Raw genomic sequence first — 15,175 nt, 5'->3', positions numbered from 1 at the left:
TTAGCTATTTTTCATAATAATTTGTTCTAATTTGTTTGCTACTAATTGACATTTATCTGCTACATCTTCTAATGATTCATAAATATCTTTAATTTTAATTAATGTTACTGGATCTGTTTCACTGTTGAAAATGTATTTGATAGATTCTCTTAAAATAACATCACAATTCGTTTCATATTCTTTAATGTTGATTGAATGAACACGAATATGTGAGAATTTCTTCTCAGCTACTAAAGTTACAGCTATTTCAATTTCTTTGATTGCGGCTTGTATGTTCTTAACGAATTCTGCCATGTAGTCGTCTGAATAACTAATAGAGTACATTTCAAACATCGCTGAAGTTTCTTCCATTTCATCTAATACATCATCTAATGCATCACATAATTCTAAAATATCTTCTCTTTCTATCGGTGTAATGAATGTCTGATTCAAATCAGTGATCATTTGGTGCATAAGATCATCACCATTAGACTCATAGGCTTTTATTTTATCTGAATAAGCTTTTAAGTCGAACTCTGAGTCAAAATCCATTTCTCCAAATTCAACTGATGCGCGGCTTAAATTCTCAGCTATAGCTTCTAACTGAATACCAAACTTATCCTTTTTCTTATTAAACATTAGTAATCCTCCCAAAATTTACATCTTAATTTACGTAATTACTCTTTCATTGTACTCTTTCAAAATCAATTCGACCACTATTTATTAATTTAATTTTAATCTTTTATCTTATATGTAAACATTCTGTAACAGTTTATTTACACTGGTATTTTATAACATAAAAAAAGACTAATGGCAAGCATTAGTCTAATTTTTTATAATACACGTTGTATAACTCGTTTAGAATGTACATAACCTAAGATAGCAAACAAAATATAAATTAAAGAATATAGAGACATTACTATAAGCACTGGTGTATAGAATGATTGCCCCATAAAGAACCATGCTGATTTAGCTGCAAAATAGCCATGACTTAAGCCAATTACTAATGGCAATGCAAAGTTAAACCCTATTTTCAACGCGATACCTTTAGACATATCTTGAGAGGTATAACCTAATTTTCTTAAGATTATATAATTTGAAGTTTCATCCTCTGTTTCATCGATTTGCTTAATGTAAATAATACAACCAGTTGAAAGTAGAAATGCTATACCTAAGAACCCTAAAATGAATAGCATCACACCAATTCCACTTTTCGAATCTTTATATATTTTTTGATATGAAAGTGCAGTATCATTTTCTTTTGTTTGTTTATCAAATATTTGTTCAGCTTTTTTGATATCTTTATCGTTACTCAAATTAAGTCCATATTGCTCATTGTAATCATCATTTTTCACTTCATTTTGTTTCATTTGATCAAATGTATCATCTGAAACTACATAGATTGGTGAATTAAATGTGACGATAGAGGCTAGATAAGATTCTTTACTTATGGACTTCACTCTAAGTTGCTTAGTTTTATTATTCAATTTATATGACATATGTTCATCATCATTTACTTTAATCACTTTATCGAGAATATCACTATAACCTACTACAGCTACTTCATTATTTTTTAAATCTATATCTTTAAATTCTGAAGATTTTGCAACAGTTGCTGGAAAGTCAGATGATTTACCTGTCGTATCATTAGCACCTGCAAACACTTTAGTATCATCAATTACATATCGTGTTACATTATAATTTTTCTCTTTAAATTGTATATTATTTTCATTTAGAGCTTTTTTAAATTGATTATTTGCATCTTTATTTACAAAAATATAATCATCTGGTGCTGTAGTTCTAGCTGTTTCTTCAACATTGTAATATGAGATATAGCTCAATGCTAATAGTCCGACCGCCATAGCTGAAACCGTTGCGATAATTGTTAGTGATAGTGCATTTGTTTTCATTTTATGCATGATTGATGACGTTGAAACGACATCTGTAACACTGAGCATACCTTTTTTATATTTGCGTATTGTATTGAATATGAGTGATATTGAACATCTAAACAATAGGTAAGCACCTACTATCGTTAAGAACAATACCGCTAACATGTTCACATAAAGTCCCATCATACCTTTTGTTCCGAGTTGATCAAACATCACACTAGATAAATAATATCCTCCGATAATCATTAAAATACCAATTGCCCCAAAAATTAATTCATAAAGTTTAATTCTTTTAATTTTTGTGTCTGTAGCATTAAATTCATTCATTAAGCTAAGAATTGTTTTTCTTTTGATAAATATCATGTTTTGAAGAGAAATTATTAAATAAATGACAACCATTAATACAATGGTTTGGATAAAGGCTTCACCACTAAAGTTTAAATGTGCTTCTTGCTGAATGCCGATGATTTTATATAAAATCATTAATAATATTTTTGAAGAGAAGAAACCTAAAAACGAACCAAATACGACTGTTAACATATATAGTACAAAATTTTCTAAAGCGAATATTTTAAAAACTTCACGTTTTGTCATACCAATTAATTGATATAATCCTATTTCTCTCGATCTTCTTTTAATAAATAATTTATTTGCATAAAGTAGGAATATAACGATAATTACCGTTAATATTGTTATACCAACTTTTATAGCCGCTTCTGGCTTAACGCCTGATTGTACACCATTCAAATCTTCTGAATACTTTAACGTAACAAATCCGAAGAATAACATGACACTCATCGTTATTGAAAAGAGATACATTCCATAATGACGGATGTTACGTCTTAAATTTTTAATAACGATTTGATTAAAGCTCATTTACAACACCACCTAACACGCTTTGTGTTTTGATGATTTCTTTATAGAATGTCTCTCTATCATCGTCTCCTTTATAAAGTTCAGAATATACTTTTCCATCTTTCAAGAAAATAACTCTATTTGAATAACTAGCTGCTGCAGAATCATGTGTGACCATAATGATTGTAGATTGAGTTGATTGATTCATTTGATTTAATTTATTCAATAAATCAGATGCAGATTTAGAATCTAAAGCACCAGTCGGCTCATCTGCAAATATAATCGATGGTTGTCCTATAAATGCTCTTGCTGCAGATGTTCTTTGTTTTTGTCCACCAGAAATTTCACTTGGATATTTATCTTTGATATCTAATATACCTAACGCTTTACTGATTTCTTCGTATCTTATTTGTGCCTCTTTTTTTGATACTTTTTGAATCGTTAAAGGCAACATAATATTCTCTTGTACAGTGAGTGTATTTAATAAATTATACTCTTGAAATATAAAGCCTAATTCTTTTTTTCTAAAGTTAGACATTTGTCTATTATTCATGTTTTGTAATAGATGACCGTTAATTTCAATTTGACCTGTCGTAGCATAATCAATTGAACTTAAAACATTCAATAGGGTTGTTTTACCAGAACCTGATGGCCCCATTATACTAATGAATTCACCTTTCTCTACAGTCATATCTATTTGTTTTAATACTTCTTGTTGATTTTTTTTAGAACCATACACTTTTACTAATTGTTCAGTTTTTAAAATACTCATCCTCAAAACTCCTTTGAAATTTGTCTATGATTCAATATTAAAGGCTTTTTTAATTAATCTCCTTTGAATCATCGTACATTTTGAGGTTTGAAGTGACATTATTGTCACTTGATTGTTCAAGAGCAGTAAAACAGTTAGGATGTGGGAAAATAAGTAACACAGTCGTACCTTCTCCATATGTAGATTTTATATTTACATTTATACTTAAACCTTCAGCAATTTCTCTAACCAAATAAAGTCCCATTCCTGTAGCAGTCGACTCTCTTTGATTTGTAGTTGAAGTAAATCCTCTTTCAAATACTCTTGGCAAATCTCGTGTTTTTATTCCTCTACCATTATCTTGGATTTTTAAATGCAATTGATTGTTTTGTTCATAAGTAGAAATAGTTATGTCACTGTTTTTAGTATATTTCAACGCATTGCTAATCAGTTGTCTAATAATGGTACGACACCATTTTTCATCTGTATAAACTTTTTCGTCATCTATTTGAATATCATAGCCTATCCCTTTTGCAATACTAATATTTCGCGCATGTTGAATTTCTTTAATAATCATATCTTTTAATGAGTAATGTCCAAAATAAAAATCATTACTCTTTGAAGATAATCTTCTAATATATAGCTGTTGATCGAGCAAATAGTCTATTCTACTCCACTCATATAATAAGTCTTGTTTTAATTCCGTTTCCTCTATTTGATCTAACAATAACTTCATTGCTGTAATAGGCGTTTTGACTTCATGTATCCAATCGAGTAAGTCATTTTTAGTAAGCTGAATTTCTTTATTTTGGTCATGTATAGTATGTCGTACACTTTCATCATAACTTTGAATATAGTCGAAAATTATTTTCTCATATGCCGATTGATTTAATGCTTTATGCTCAATTTCTTTTATAGGAATGTCATGCTTTAACGCCATATAAAATCGCGTTTCTCTTGTATAAATTAACCATAGAAATACAATAAAAATAATAAAATTGATACCTATTAAATATAATGCACTTCTTGTTGAAAATGCTACATCTAACCAACTTGTCAAAATTATAATAAGCTGCATAAGAATAAATAATAATATCCAAGTCCATTTCTCTTTAACAAACCATTTTATCATTTTATCCCTCCAGCTCATGCGCTATATAACCTTTGCCTACTTTCGTTTCAATCAAATCATTAAGTCCAATGTCCGTTAGTTTTTTCCTTAAACGATTCACATTAACAGTTAAAGTATTATCACTAACAAATTGTTCATCATCCCATAATGCTGTAATAATTGTATCTCTACTAACGACTTCATTCTTATGATTAAGCAATATTTCTAATATAAACATTTCATTTTTAGTTAGAGATATTTCATTACCATCTTTCTCTATAACATGTTTGCCATAATCTACTCGTGCTTTATTCCATAATTTAATTCTAGGTTCCTCTTTATTATATTGATAAACTCTTCTATAAATTGCCTGTAATTTAGCAACAAGTACTTCTGTATGAAATGGTTTTTGAATAAAATCATCTGCACCCAGTTCCATACTCATCACTTGATCCATTGGGTGATCTCTTGAAGAAAGAAACACGATAGGAATGTTAGATTGTTTTCTAATAGCTCGACACCAATAGAATCCATCATATTGTGGCAATTGAATATCGATGATAACCATATCAGGCTGTAATGCTTTATATTCCTCAAACACTAAGCCAAAATCATTTATACCATGTACGGACCAATCCCATTTTTCTAATTGGCTTTTCATAGCTTTAAATAAAGTTTCATCATCCTCAATAATTAATAGTTTCATATACTATCCCTCTTACTTTGTATATTTTTTTATTTCTCCAGCCGTTGTTCGTAACTGAAAGTCTTTTATTCTACAATCCACTTCAAAGCCTTTCATCGTAACATTATGAATTGGTGCTTGAGATAAATAATAAATACTCCATGGTATTCTTGGTATATAGTTATATAAATGTACGATGAATTCATTCGTCAGTCTTAGCTTTCTAAATTCCAATACACCATTGTCTTCATATAAATTGACTGCCAGTGCACCTCCAACAACTTTAAACTGAATGAGATCCTCATGAATACTTGGGGTAATTCGTTGTAATTTTAATAATGGATTACTTCTATGTTTAAAGTACACATTATACGTATCACCAATTAGTTCTGTAGTGACAAGGGTACCACTTGTTTCTTGTAACCATTCAAAGTAATATTTCACAACTTGTTCCATGTCCCATTCATATGGTATAGGCATTCTATCTACACTTCTTACATCATCAAATTTAGACTTTTGTAATTCTATAGAAACAGCTGGTCGTTTAATAGATTGCTCTGTAGCTTGAACTTCAATTCCTGTTGATTTTAATGTATCTATCGTTTCTTGATCAAATGGAGAACCGGTAATATAGATGATTTTCTTCACATTGTTTTCTTTACATGCTTTTGCCATATTATCACTAGCAAGTAAATTCAAATTCCGAGCTGTACTTTGTGTTAATTTTGCAGATTTTTTATTAGGATCTAAATAATAAATTGCAATGTCTATACCTTCCAAAGCATCAATCATATCCTTTAATACATAAATATCACATTTTCTCCAAGTGATATCCATATCAATCATATCAGCTTCATACTTTGTAATCGTATATAGATTACCAACATCTTTTAATGTACTTATTAAATGCTTACCTATGTATCCTGAACCACCGGAAATTAATACATTCGCTTTCATTTTAAGCACTCCTTTGCATTCGGACTTTATATATGTGTTATAATATTTATAACTTATTGCATATTTACAATAAATATAACATTGTTTGTAATTTATAAATAGAAATAGGAGATATTTTATGAAAGAAATCATACGAGAAATTCGAATAAATGATGTTGAAAACTTTAATAAATTATTAGATAGCGTGATTAATCAATCAGAATATCTATTATTTAATCCAGGTGAACATCAAATTTCAATACAAAATCAAACTTTATTTCTAGAAGAAATGATTACAACAAGTAATTCTACTATAATTGTTGCCGAATTAAATGATGCTTTAATTGGTTATGTAACACTTCAAGGTGGAAGAACAAAAAGAAATAGTCACGCTGCTAAAATTGCTATGGGATTACTTCCATCTTTTAGAAACAAAGGTATCGGCTATAAATTATTACAAGAAACAGAAGCATGGGCGGTAAGAAGACAACTTCATCGACTAGAACTAAACGTTGTTACTGAGAATGAACCTGCTTATCGTTTGTATGAAAAATTTGGTTTCAAAGTAGAAGGCAAAAAAGAAGAAACGTTATATTTTAATGAAAAATATTATGATGAATTTGTAATGGCTAAATTATTATAAAAAAAGACAAACTAATCAAGCAAAAGCTCGCTTAGTTTGTCTTTTTTATTTGTCTTTCTTTAATACTGTTTCTGATTCTTGAGTTGCATTATTCTCATATGGTGACTGTTTCGTATTCGCACCTAGAAACATCATGACACTATTATAAGTCGTTTTAGACTCTTTTAAATTCATGTGAAATTGATATTGGTGACGCAAACCATGTGTACCATCAAAGAATGAAGTTGTTGTTTCTATACCTTGTTCGTTTAACACTTTATCAAATTCTCTATTTTGTGGATCAAATGGGTCAGCATCTCCAACCGTTAAAAATGTAGGTGGATAATACTTCGTTACTTGATCTACAGTAGATAATTGATTAATCTGGGCAAAGTTTCTTTCCCATTTTTTCGAACCTGTATAACTTGTCATAAATAAATCAATTCTAGGAAAATCAGTACTTCTTACGGTTTGCATATTATAAAGGCCACCAAATAGAATTGCGCCTCTTAAATACTCTTGTTTGATACTAGCTTTCATATCCATTTGCTGTTGTAACTTTGGATTTGTTTGAATAGCGACATATTGACTAGCTATTTGAGCTCCCGCTGAATCACCACCATAAAGAATTTGTTTATGGTCAATATTAAATTTATTTTTATATTTCAGTGTATATTTAGTTGCTTGATCTAATTGATGTATAGGTGTAGGATATTGCGAATCTGGTGCTAAAGCGTAATTAACATTCACTATAATATATCCTTTTTCAGCAATTTGAGCCAAATATGGATTTTTTTGTCTTTTATCCCCGGCGATAAATCCACCACCATGCGTCCAAAATATGACAGGCAATTTTTCACCTTTTTTCATTTTTGAAGGCACAATAATATCCATTTGACTTTTTGGTGCAGAATGTCCATAACTTACATCCCGAATCAATTTCACTTTTTTATTATTAAGAAGTAATTGATTTGCTCTTTGCGCTTGCAATTGTTTTTCTTGTTGTTTATGTTCTTGATATTTATTAAAAATATAAAAACCACTTACAACAACGATGATCGCCACAATCAAAATAAACAACCGTCGTTTTTTCCTTTTCATATGTTCACTTCCTCATGTAAGAAGACAGTTTAACATATTCATTTATTTTATGCGATATGTTTTTTATTATCTTTTTTTCTCAATATATATTTAACGAGTATTGCACCGCATATAACTAAACCAATTACACCCATTGCTGGATAAAGTTTATCTATTAATGCAGAGAAACCTACAAAGCTTAATCCATAAGCCAATAACATTGCAATCGTTAATAACAATACATATTTTTTTGAAAATGGTACTGTAAATCTAGCGGTAAATGAATACATTAACCCTAAAATCGTATTGTACATTACCATTAGCATAATAACCGACAGTGCTAAACCAACTATTGGTGATATAGTTCTAGCCAATGCTAATGTAGGGATTTCTACATCTTTAATATTAGGATATTCTGCTAATAATCCTGAGTTAATCAGTGCTAATAATACTAAATAAATAACACCGCCAATAATTCCACCTAAACCTGAAATACGACGTTTATCAGCATCTCCACCTATTGCAATTAACGTACTAAATCCTACAGAGAAAGCTAATCCTCCATAAATGAATCCTTGAGCAATACCCCAAAATAGACTTGGCTCTTCTACTGTACTATTTATTTCAGAAATACCAACATGTCCATTTATAAAGAAATAACCTGCAATGATAAGAATAATAATTATTAAGAATGGTGTTACTACACCTAACGCTTTAACAATTTTATCAAAATCTAATAACAGTGTGATATAAATAACCACACACATAATTAAGGCTCCTAGCCATGTTGGCACACCAAAACTTTCTTGAAATGCAGAACCTGCACCAGCTATCATCGTGACAGATATTCCAAATAAGAAGAATATTAATACATAGTCTATAACAATACCTGCTTTACCAAATAAATAGTTGATAGTAGAGCTGTGATCATCAGCATCTAACGCAGTACCAATTTTTGCTACTTGTCGGCCAAAGAACGCTAGCATAATCCCTGAGATGATTACACCTAGATAGCCATACAAACCATAGTGTGTAAAGAATTTCATTACTTCTTGTCCTGTTGAAAATCCAGCTCCCACTACGACTCCGACATAAGCAAATCCTATTTTTGTTGCTTCTTTAACATTTGACACAAATCTTCCTCCTCATTTACTTGTTCAATATAGTGACATATACCCACTATCATAAAAACTATTCCAGTAATTTAAAAAAACCTCTTACAAAAGTAAGTGGTTTTGTAAAAACACAAATTTAGTTACGATTTTTCTTCCAATGATTTGCTATAGTTCGCTCTTGTAACTGTAAATCCTACAATTATTGCTAGAACTAATAACACAATACCAAACCAATAAGAATGATGTATACCCACTGTCATAGCATTATTAATTTGTTCTGTTGTTGGATTTTTAATACCTTGAAGTGCTGTAGTTTGACCACTATTCATAATACTCACAAATACAGCGATACCTAATGCACCACCAATTGGTTGTAACATATTTGAAACAGCTGTTCCATGTGGATACATTTCTTTAGGTATAGCATTTAAAGCATTTGTATTTGCAGGCATTAACACTGCAGAAATACTGATCATTAAAATAATATACACAACGACAAATACCCAAACGGATATACCCGGGTGAATTGTTGAATAAAATATTGAAACACATAATAATACAATCAAACCTGGTACAACGAGTTTTCTCGGTCCAATTTTATCAAATATTGCCCCCATAAATGGTGATAAGAAACCATTAAGTAGCGCGCCAGGTAATAAAATAAGACCAGCTATTTTAGCACTGAATCCCATAGGACCTTGTAAATACATAGGCATAACTATTTCAGATGCAAACATTGTCATAATAACTACAACAAATATAATGACACCTTTAGTATAGTTATGGTATTTAAACACTTTTAGGTCCAATAGCGGTTCGTCTAATTTAAGTTGTCTAAATACAAATAAAGTCATCATTATTATACCAACAATTAACGTTATAAAGATTGATGGATTTGAGAATCCACCTTCTGTACTACTAACTGAAGATACACTGTAAATGATTGTTGATATACCTATTGTAGATAAAACAATTGAGAAAATATCAATTTTTGGTCTCGTTATTTCTCCTACATTTTGTAAATATCTAAAGGCAAAAATAAAGGTAAATATCATGAATGGAATGACAATTAAAAATAACCATCTCCAACCCATATAGTCTACAATAACACCTGATAATGTGGGTCCTAGTGCTGGTGCAAACATAATCACTAAACCAAATTGCCCCATTATTTTCCCACGTTCATGCTCATTATATAACAAAAGCATTGCGTTCATAACTGTCGGAATCATAAGTCCAGTTCCTGCTGCTTGAATCATTCTACCAACTAATAACATAGGGAAATTAATTGCTAAACCTGCTGTTAACGTCCCGATTGTGAAGATTGTTACTAACCCTAAAAATAACCTTCTCGTTGTAAACCATTGATTTACCACGGCAGACAGTGGCGTTAGTACACCCATTACTAACATAAACCCAGTTGCCATCCATTGAACAGTTGGCGCATCAACATTAAATACTGACATCAATTCTTTTAATGCAATATTTAAAAGCGTCTCGTTTAAAATCATGAAGAATGTACCAACCAAAAATACAATCATGATGATTTTTCTTTTAACCTGATTATCCATTTGTTTCTCCTAATATTTGTTTTTGTAACTTTCCTATAATCCCATAAAAAATAAACCTAGTCAAACGACTAGGTTTATGCATTTTGAGAATTAGATAATTGAGAAAAATCTACTACAACTTTATCCATTCTCTTAGCAGTTTCTTTCATTATGTTTCTAGCAACTTTATTATCGGGATCTATTTTAAGTATTTGTTTACTAATGTCAAATGCTTGCTTATCGGAAAGCAAAGGTTCTGGAATTGCATGTAATAAAAGCATTTGCAATAAACTCTTCACTTCTTTATATTCTGTTAATATCATCGATCTTTCAGCATGATAATAAGCTGAGTAGAATGCACCATCATGCTCACTATATGGATAGACATGTAGCAAAAATGCTAAGTCATGAAGTTCACTTGTTTCTTCCTTCTTAATAGAATCTAATATAAAAGTATAAAACATTGTACTTTCTTCTTCGTGAGCTGCTGAAATGAAGTGTTCTTCAAATTCTAAGAAATCCACTTCGGACATCAATCTATATGCAGTATCAAATTCGCCACTTAATATATGACCTTTTATTAAATCTTTCATTTAATGTCCTCCTTCTCTCTTTTCAACATTCACTGTATGCTCATTTTTATAGTTAAAAATATTATAACACGTTTTGTAATAAATTACCTTTAAAACATTAAACCAAATTAAATTTTAAAATATAAATGGTGATGATATTTACATCGATGATTAAACCTTGATGCACAATGTGGGCATACTTCTTTTAACATATAATCATTTATTGAAATTGTTTGTTTACATACACCACACAATATAGCATGTTCATCAAATTCACTTTTATCCCATCTTTTAAGTTCATGTTTTTCACATTCTTCATGACATTTATAGCAAGGATAAAATTTGTTACAACATTTAAATTTAATTGCAATGATATCTAGAGGTGTTTGATAATGCTCACATCTAGATTCATCATCTACTGTTAGACCATATATAGTTACCATAATATCCTCCAAACATTTTAATAAAACAAAACATCTCACAATAACGTCTATTTTGTCAATTTATAATCATTTGACATAGATGACTATTTTTTATAGAATTAACATATGAACATATATTCATATGTTAGGAGAATAAAATGAGTACTTATAATATATTAGATGATGAAACATTGTTACTAGTGTCACAAACCTTTAAAGCATTAAGTGATCCAACTCGAGTAAAGATTTTACATTTACTTTGTACAGGCAGACACTCAGTTGGATGTATAGCAGAAACACTTTCACTTAGTCAATCTTCAGTTTCCCATCAATTGAGATTTTTAAAGAATCTTCGACTTGTTAAATTTGAAAGAGAAGGAAAGAGTATATTCTACTCAATTGATGATGACCACGTTATTCTATTTTTAAAACAAGCAATCGAACACGCTAAACATTAATTTAAATTGAGAGGTGTTTATATGGGACATGAACATCACGGACATGACCACAACCATGTTCATACAAATAATAAAAAAATATTACTGATTTCTTTCATAATCATTACTTTATTTATGATTGTAGAAGTAATTGGAGGATATGTTACAAATAGCTTAGCATTATTATCAGATGCAGGTCATATGCTTAGTGATGCAATTTCTTTATTTATTGCACTCATGGCTTTTAAATTCGGTGAACGTGTTGCAAATCAACATAAAACATATGGCTATCGCCGTTTTGAAATACTCGCTGCTTTTATAAATGGAATTTTATTAATTGCTATTAGCTTATATATATTTTATGAAGCAATCTCACGATTTATAAATCCACCTGAAGTAGCTTCAACAGGTATGCTCATCATTAGTACAATTGGATTAATCGTTAATCTTGTTATTGCATGGTTAATGTTTAAAGGATCTGACACAAAAAACAATTTAAATATGCGTGGTGCTTTTATACATGTACTTGGGGATTTATTAGGATCAGTCGGTGCAATAGTAGCGGCAATAATCATGATAATTTTCGGTTGGAAGTTAGCCGATCCAATAGCAAGTGTTATTGTTGCTATTCTCATTATAAGAAGCGGATATGGTGTTACAAAATCAGCATTAAACGTATTAATGGAAGGAACACCATCAAATATCGATATACACGAAATTTCAGAAACAATCACATCACATCCAGAAATAATCGATGTACATGATTTGCACATTTGGTCTATCACAAGTGATCTAACAGCATTAAGTTGTCATGCAGTTGTAGATAGAGAAAAAACAGTATTAGAATGCGACAGTATAATAGAAGAAATTAACCATAAACTAAACCATAAATCCATACAACATGCTACTATCCAATTAGAAACATCAGACCATCAGCACGATAATTCTTTATTATGTTGTATGGATCAAACAGAACATGTTCATTAAACAAGTAGAAAGGCTGGGAGTGAGCTGAATCGCACGATATCTCTGGAGTCTTCGTGCGTTTTGACTGAATTTAAGCTGAATCGCACGATATCTCTGAAGTCTTCGTGCGTTTTGACCCGATTTGAGCTGAATCGCACGATATCTCTGGAGTCTTCGTGCGTTTTGGCCCGATTTGAGCTGAATCGCACGATATCTCTGAAGTCTTCGTGCGTTTTGGATCGATTTGATCTGAATCGCACGATATCTCTGAAGTCTTCGTGCGTTTTGGACCGATTTAATCTGAATCGCACGATATCTCTGAAGTCTTCGTGCGTTTTGGACCGATTTGAGCTAAATCGCACGATATCTTTCGAGTCTTCGTGCGTTTTGGCTGGATTTTACCTGAATCGCACGATATCTCTGAAGTCTTCGTGCGTTTAAATTAGTTTTTCTACTCTCACCCTTATTTATAATATACTTTAGTTTTGTTTTTCATTTTAACTTTGAACTCTTCTTTCATTATATAAGAAAGTGTATTTCTATGAATGCCATTACACCATTTTCTAGCTTCTCTCATTGTGAAGGGTTCCCCTTTAATGCATAGCAATTCTTCAAGTGTCTTCAAGATTAATTTTTTCCTTGAAATTCTGCTAAAACAGAAATTACATGTAATCATTTTTTGTTTTTCTTTCAAAGTCTCACTGATAATATTCTTACAATGTGTACATCTTATTCCAGGATTTATATTTTCGAATTTAAACTTTGGGTATTGATGATATTCGTCTTCAAAAGGAGAATTTAGCTTTTGCAGGGAAGTGTTAATTAAGTGGTTTTGCTGAGGATTTTCATTTCTAATTAAGTGTTTTACTTTATTTAATTGAGTAGGTAAAATAATCAAGTCATTGTTTACTTTACCAGTTAACTTAAAATTTTCATTAATAAAAACCAAGTAACTCTTTATCATTCTTTGGATATTTAATCTTTTAATTAAAAGTTCTAAATAGTATTCGTTTCTTTCTAACTGTGCTGTTGGATACTTTATAATAAAACCACTTTGCCCAATTAAGTTACCATTTTTAAATTCATAACTGCCATAATAATTTTTTATTTCAAACTGATAGATGATTTTATCTGTTATCACTATAAAATCATATTGATAATCTTGATTGTTTCTAAGTTGTAAATTATAAATATATTCTACATTTTCAATGCAACTTAATAATTCTAAAAATTTATTTTCTCCCTCTTTTCCTTTCTTATAAGTTTCATACTTTTGAATATCTTGCTGTTTAATACTTGTTCTTCCAATTAAAGATTCAATTAAATTATAATAATTTTTACTCATGAAGGCACCTTCTTTGTTGTCATATTCTATTTCCATTTTAATCCAATTCAATCAAAAAATCGAGGTTGGGACAATTCATTGTCTCAACCTCGAACTTATTTTATCTATATAAATGATTCAAATATTAGTTGTTTTCCTGGTACGGCTTTCTCATCAAATCCATCTAAGAATGGTTGGTTATCATATGGTACTTTAATTCTTTCTACATTTATTGCACCATCTTTAACTTCTACAATTCCATATACTGCATAAGCGCCATTGTTCAAACCTACAGATCCTGGATTAAAATATATTGTCTAAATATCATCAAAATGGTGTAATACATGATTATGTCCAAATGTTACAAAATCAGCATCTAAGCCATTAAATAATCCATGCACATGTTCTAATGAGGGCTCAACGATTGGTTCAAATGGATCGTCACTAATATGTTGCTTGATATTTTCTTCAAGTATACGATAATGAGTGAAATAAAATTTTAATCCTTCAATATCTTCAGTAACTTCACGTTGCAAGTTGTTCAAAAAGTTATAATATTTAGTATCTAAATGTTCCACTATCCATTGATGATGTTCATAAAATTTATTTTTTAAACTTTCAGGATAATCTTCTTTATTTGCAACTGCCATTATTGCTTCATCATGGTTTCCAGCAATATAAGTCATATCATCTCTATTTGTAATAACTTCTAGAACTTCATTCGTTTGATGTCCGACACCAATGTTATCGCCTAAATTATAAATGTGTTTAATGTCTTTTTTATTATCTATATCTGTAAGTACAGCTGTCAAAGCATCATAGTTTCCGTGTATATCTGTTAAAATTGCAAATTTAACCATAATACAACTCCTTAATGA

15 protein-coding genes and 1 pseudogene are annotated in these 15,175 nt (G+C 30.3%); 3 read left to right on the top strand and 13 right to left on the bottom strand.

Annotated elements, in window-relative coordinates; translation table 11 throughout:
• From LQ608_RS06450 to LQ608_RS06425, 6 genes are all read right to left on the bottom strand, one after another.
• Nucleotides 1-618: a DUF47 domain-containing protein gene (locus tag LQ608_RS06450; RefSeq protein WP_078357077.1), complete on the bottom strand. Its 618-nt coding sequence runs from the start codon at nucleotides 616-618 to the stop codon at nucleotides 1-3.
• Between the two features lie 194 nt (nucleotides 619-812).
• Nucleotides 813-2,747 carry an ABC transporter permease gene (locus tag LQ608_RS06445; RefSeq protein WP_239750833.1) on the bottom strand — a complete coding sequence of 645 codons (1,935 nt, stop codon included), beginning with the start codon at nucleotides 2,745-2,747 and terminating at the stop codon, nucleotides 813-815.
• A complete protein-coding gene (locus LQ608_RS06440) occupies nucleotides 2,737-3,498 on the bottom strand; it encodes an ABC transporter ATP-binding protein (protein WP_107509170.1) in 762 nt (253 codons plus the stop codon). Before LQ608_RS06440 ends, LQ608_RS06445 begins: the two co-directional genes overlap by 11 nt.
• 49 nt (nucleotides 3,499-3,547) lie before the next feature.
• Nucleotides 3,548-4,609 carry a sensor histidine kinase gene (locus tag LQ608_RS06435; protein ID WP_239750832.1) on the bottom strand — a complete coding sequence of 354 codons (1,062 nt, stop codon included), beginning with the start codon at nucleotides 4,607-4,609 and terminating at the stop codon, nucleotides 3,548-3,550.
• Between the two features lies 1 nt (nucleotide 4,610).
• The gene (locus LQ608_RS06430; protein ID WP_239750831.1) at nucleotides 4,611-5,294 is read right to left on the bottom strand and encodes a response regulator transcription factor; all 684 of its coding nucleotides are present in this window, start codon (nucleotides 5,292-5,294) and stop codon (nucleotides 4,611-4,613) included.
• A 12-nt stretch (nucleotides 5,295-5,306) separates the two neighbouring features.
• Nucleotides 5,307-6,230, bottom strand: coding sequence for an NAD-dependent epimerase/dehydratase family protein (locus LQ608_RS06425; protein WP_239734453.1), 924 nt, complete (start codon nucleotides 6,228-6,230; stop codon nucleotides 5,307-5,309).
• A gap of 118 nt (nucleotides 6,231-6,348) precedes the next feature.
• On the opposite strand from LQ608_RS06425, the gene LQ608_RS06420 reads away from it, so the two are divergent.
• Nucleotides 6,349-6,852, top strand: coding sequence for a GNAT family N-acetyltransferase (locus LQ608_RS06420; protein WP_239750829.1), 504 nt, complete (start codon nucleotides 6,349-6,351; stop codon nucleotides 6,850-6,852).
• Nucleotides 6,853-6,897: 45 nt separating this feature from the next.
• Here LQ608_RS06420 and LQ608_RS06415 read toward each other — a convergent pair whose 3' ends face one another.
• The 5 genes from LQ608_RS06415 to LQ608_RS06395 all read right to left on the bottom strand — a co-directional run bounded on the left by LQ608_RS06415 (nucleotide 6,898) and on the right by LQ608_RS06395 (nucleotide 11,591).
• Nucleotides 6,898-7,932, bottom strand: a complete 1,035-nt coding sequence (locus LQ608_RS06415) for an alpha/beta hydrolase (RefSeq protein WP_239750827.1) — start codon at nucleotides 7,930-7,932, stop codon at nucleotides 6,898-6,900.
• 47 nt (nucleotides 7,933-7,979) lie between these two features.
• Entirely contained in the window at nucleotides 7,980-9,044 is a 1,065-nt protein-coding gene (locus LQ608_RS06410) for a YkvI family membrane protein (RefSeq protein WP_078357085.1), read from the bottom strand.
• A 122-nt stretch (nucleotides 9,045-9,166) separates the two neighbouring features.
• Nucleotides 9,167-10,597: an MDR family MFS transporter gene (locus tag LQ608_RS06405; protein WP_239750826.1), complete on the bottom strand. Its 1,431-nt coding sequence runs from the start codon at nucleotides 10,595-10,597 to the stop codon at nucleotides 9,167-9,169.
• Nucleotides 10,598-10,671: 74 nt separating this feature from the next.
• Entirely contained in the window at nucleotides 10,672-11,169 is a 498-nt protein-coding gene (locus LQ608_RS06400) for a hypothetical protein (protein WP_078357087.1), read from the bottom strand.
• A gap of 107 nt (nucleotides 11,170-11,276) precedes the next feature.
• Nucleotides 11,277-11,591: a CHY zinc finger protein gene (locus tag LQ608_RS06395; RefSeq protein WP_078357088.1), complete on the bottom strand. Its 315-nt coding sequence runs from the start codon at nucleotides 11,589-11,591 to the stop codon at nucleotides 11,277-11,279.
• A 137-nt stretch (nucleotides 11,592-11,728) separates the two neighbouring features.
• Here LQ608_RS06395 and LQ608_RS06390 point away from each other — a divergent pair, with 137 nt between their 5' ends.
• Nucleotides 11,729-12,028 (top strand): ArsR/SmtB family transcription factor, encoded by a 300-nt coding sequence (locus tag LQ608_RS06390; RefSeq protein ID WP_078357089.1) that lies wholly within the window; start codon nucleotides 11,729-11,731, stop codon nucleotides 12,026-12,028.
• A 21-nt stretch (nucleotides 12,029-12,049) separates the two neighbouring features.
• Nucleotides 12,050-12,994, top strand: coding sequence for a cation diffusion facilitator family transporter (locus tag LQ608_RS06385; RefSeq protein ID WP_239750824.1), 945 nt, complete (start codon nucleotides 12,050-12,052; stop codon nucleotides 12,992-12,994).
• A gap of 442 nt (nucleotides 12,995-13,436) precedes the next feature.
• Here the strand turns inward: LQ608_RS06385 and LQ608_RS06380 are convergent, their stop codons facing one another.
• Nucleotides 13,437-14,318: a nuclease-related domain-containing protein gene (locus LQ608_RS06380; RefSeq protein WP_239750823.1), complete on the bottom strand. Its 882-nt coding sequence runs from the start codon at nucleotides 14,316-14,318 to the stop codon at nucleotides 13,437-13,439.
• A 104-nt stretch (nucleotides 14,319-14,422) separates the two neighbouring features.
• Nucleotides 14,423-15,157 (bottom strand): annotated as a pseudogene (locus tag LQ608_RS06375) (metallophosphoesterase family protein).
• Between the last annotated feature and the right edge of the window lie 18 nt (nucleotides 15,158-15,175).

It is taken from the genome of Mammaliicoccus sp. H-M34, from assembly GCF_022386495.1.
In the GTDB taxonomy this organism is placed as follows: domain Bacteria; phylum Bacillota; class Bacilli; order Staphylococcales; family Staphylococcaceae; genus Mammaliicoccus; species Mammaliicoccus fleurettii.
Note: the sequence above shows the minus strand (reverse complement) of the source record. Positions and strands in the feature narration are given on the sequence as shown.

Excerpts from the sequence above, each read along its gene's own strand:
- LQ608_RS06425 (WP_239734453.1), bottom strand. The coding sequence starts at position 6,230 with ATGAAAGCGAATGTATTAATTTCCGGTGGTTCAGGATACATAGGTAAG.
- LQ608_RS06405 (WP_239750826.1), bottom strand. The coding sequence starts at position 10,597 with ATGGATAATCAGGTTAAAAGAAAAATCATCATGATTGTATTTTTGGTT.
- LQ608_RS06400 (WP_078357087.1), bottom strand. The coding sequence starts at position 11,169 with ATGAAAGATTTAATAAAAGGTCATATATTAAGTGGCGAATTTGATACT.
- LQ608_RS06380 (WP_239750823.1), bottom strand. The coding sequence starts at position 14,318 with ATGAGTAAAAATTATTATAATTTAATTGAATCTTTAATTGGAAGAACA.
- LQ608_RS06435 (WP_239750832.1), bottom strand. The coding sequence starts at position 4,609 with ATGATAAAATGGTTTGTTAAAGAGAAATGGACTTGGATATTATTATTT.
- LQ608_RS06395 (WP_078357088.1), bottom strand. The coding sequence starts at position 11,591 with ATGGTAACTATATATGGTCTAACAGTAGATGATGAATCTAGATGTGAG.
- LQ608_RS06440 (WP_107509170.1), bottom strand. The coding sequence starts at position 3,498 with ATGAGTATTTTAAAAACTGAACAATTAGTAAAAGTGTATGGTTCTAAA.
- LQ608_RS06450 (WP_078357077.1), bottom strand. The coding sequence starts at position 618 with ATGTTTAATAAGAAAAAGGATAAGTTTGGTATTCAGTTAGAAGCTATA.
- LQ608_RS06430 (WP_239750831.1), bottom strand. The coding sequence starts at position 5,294 with ATGAAACTATTAATTATTGAGGATGATGAAACTTTATTTAAAGCTATG.
- LQ608_RS06420 (WP_239750829.1), top strand. The coding sequence starts at position 6,349 with ATGAAAGAAATCATACGAGAAATTCGAATAAATGATGTTGAAAACTTT.
- LQ608_RS06445 (WP_239750833.1), bottom strand. The coding sequence starts at position 2,747 with ATGAGCTTTAATCAAATCGTTATTAAAAATTTAAGACGTAACATCCGT.
- LQ608_RS06415 (WP_239750827.1), bottom strand. The coding sequence starts at position 7,932 with ATGAAAAGGAAAAAACGACGGTTGTTTATTTTGATTGTGGCGATCATC.
- LQ608_RS06385 (WP_239750824.1), top strand. The coding sequence starts at position 12,050 with ATGGGACATGAACATCACGGACATGACCACAACCATGTTCATACAAAT.
- LQ608_RS06390 (WP_078357089.1), top strand. The coding sequence starts at position 11,729 with ATGAGTACTTATAATATATTAGATGATGAAACATTGTTACTAGTGTCA.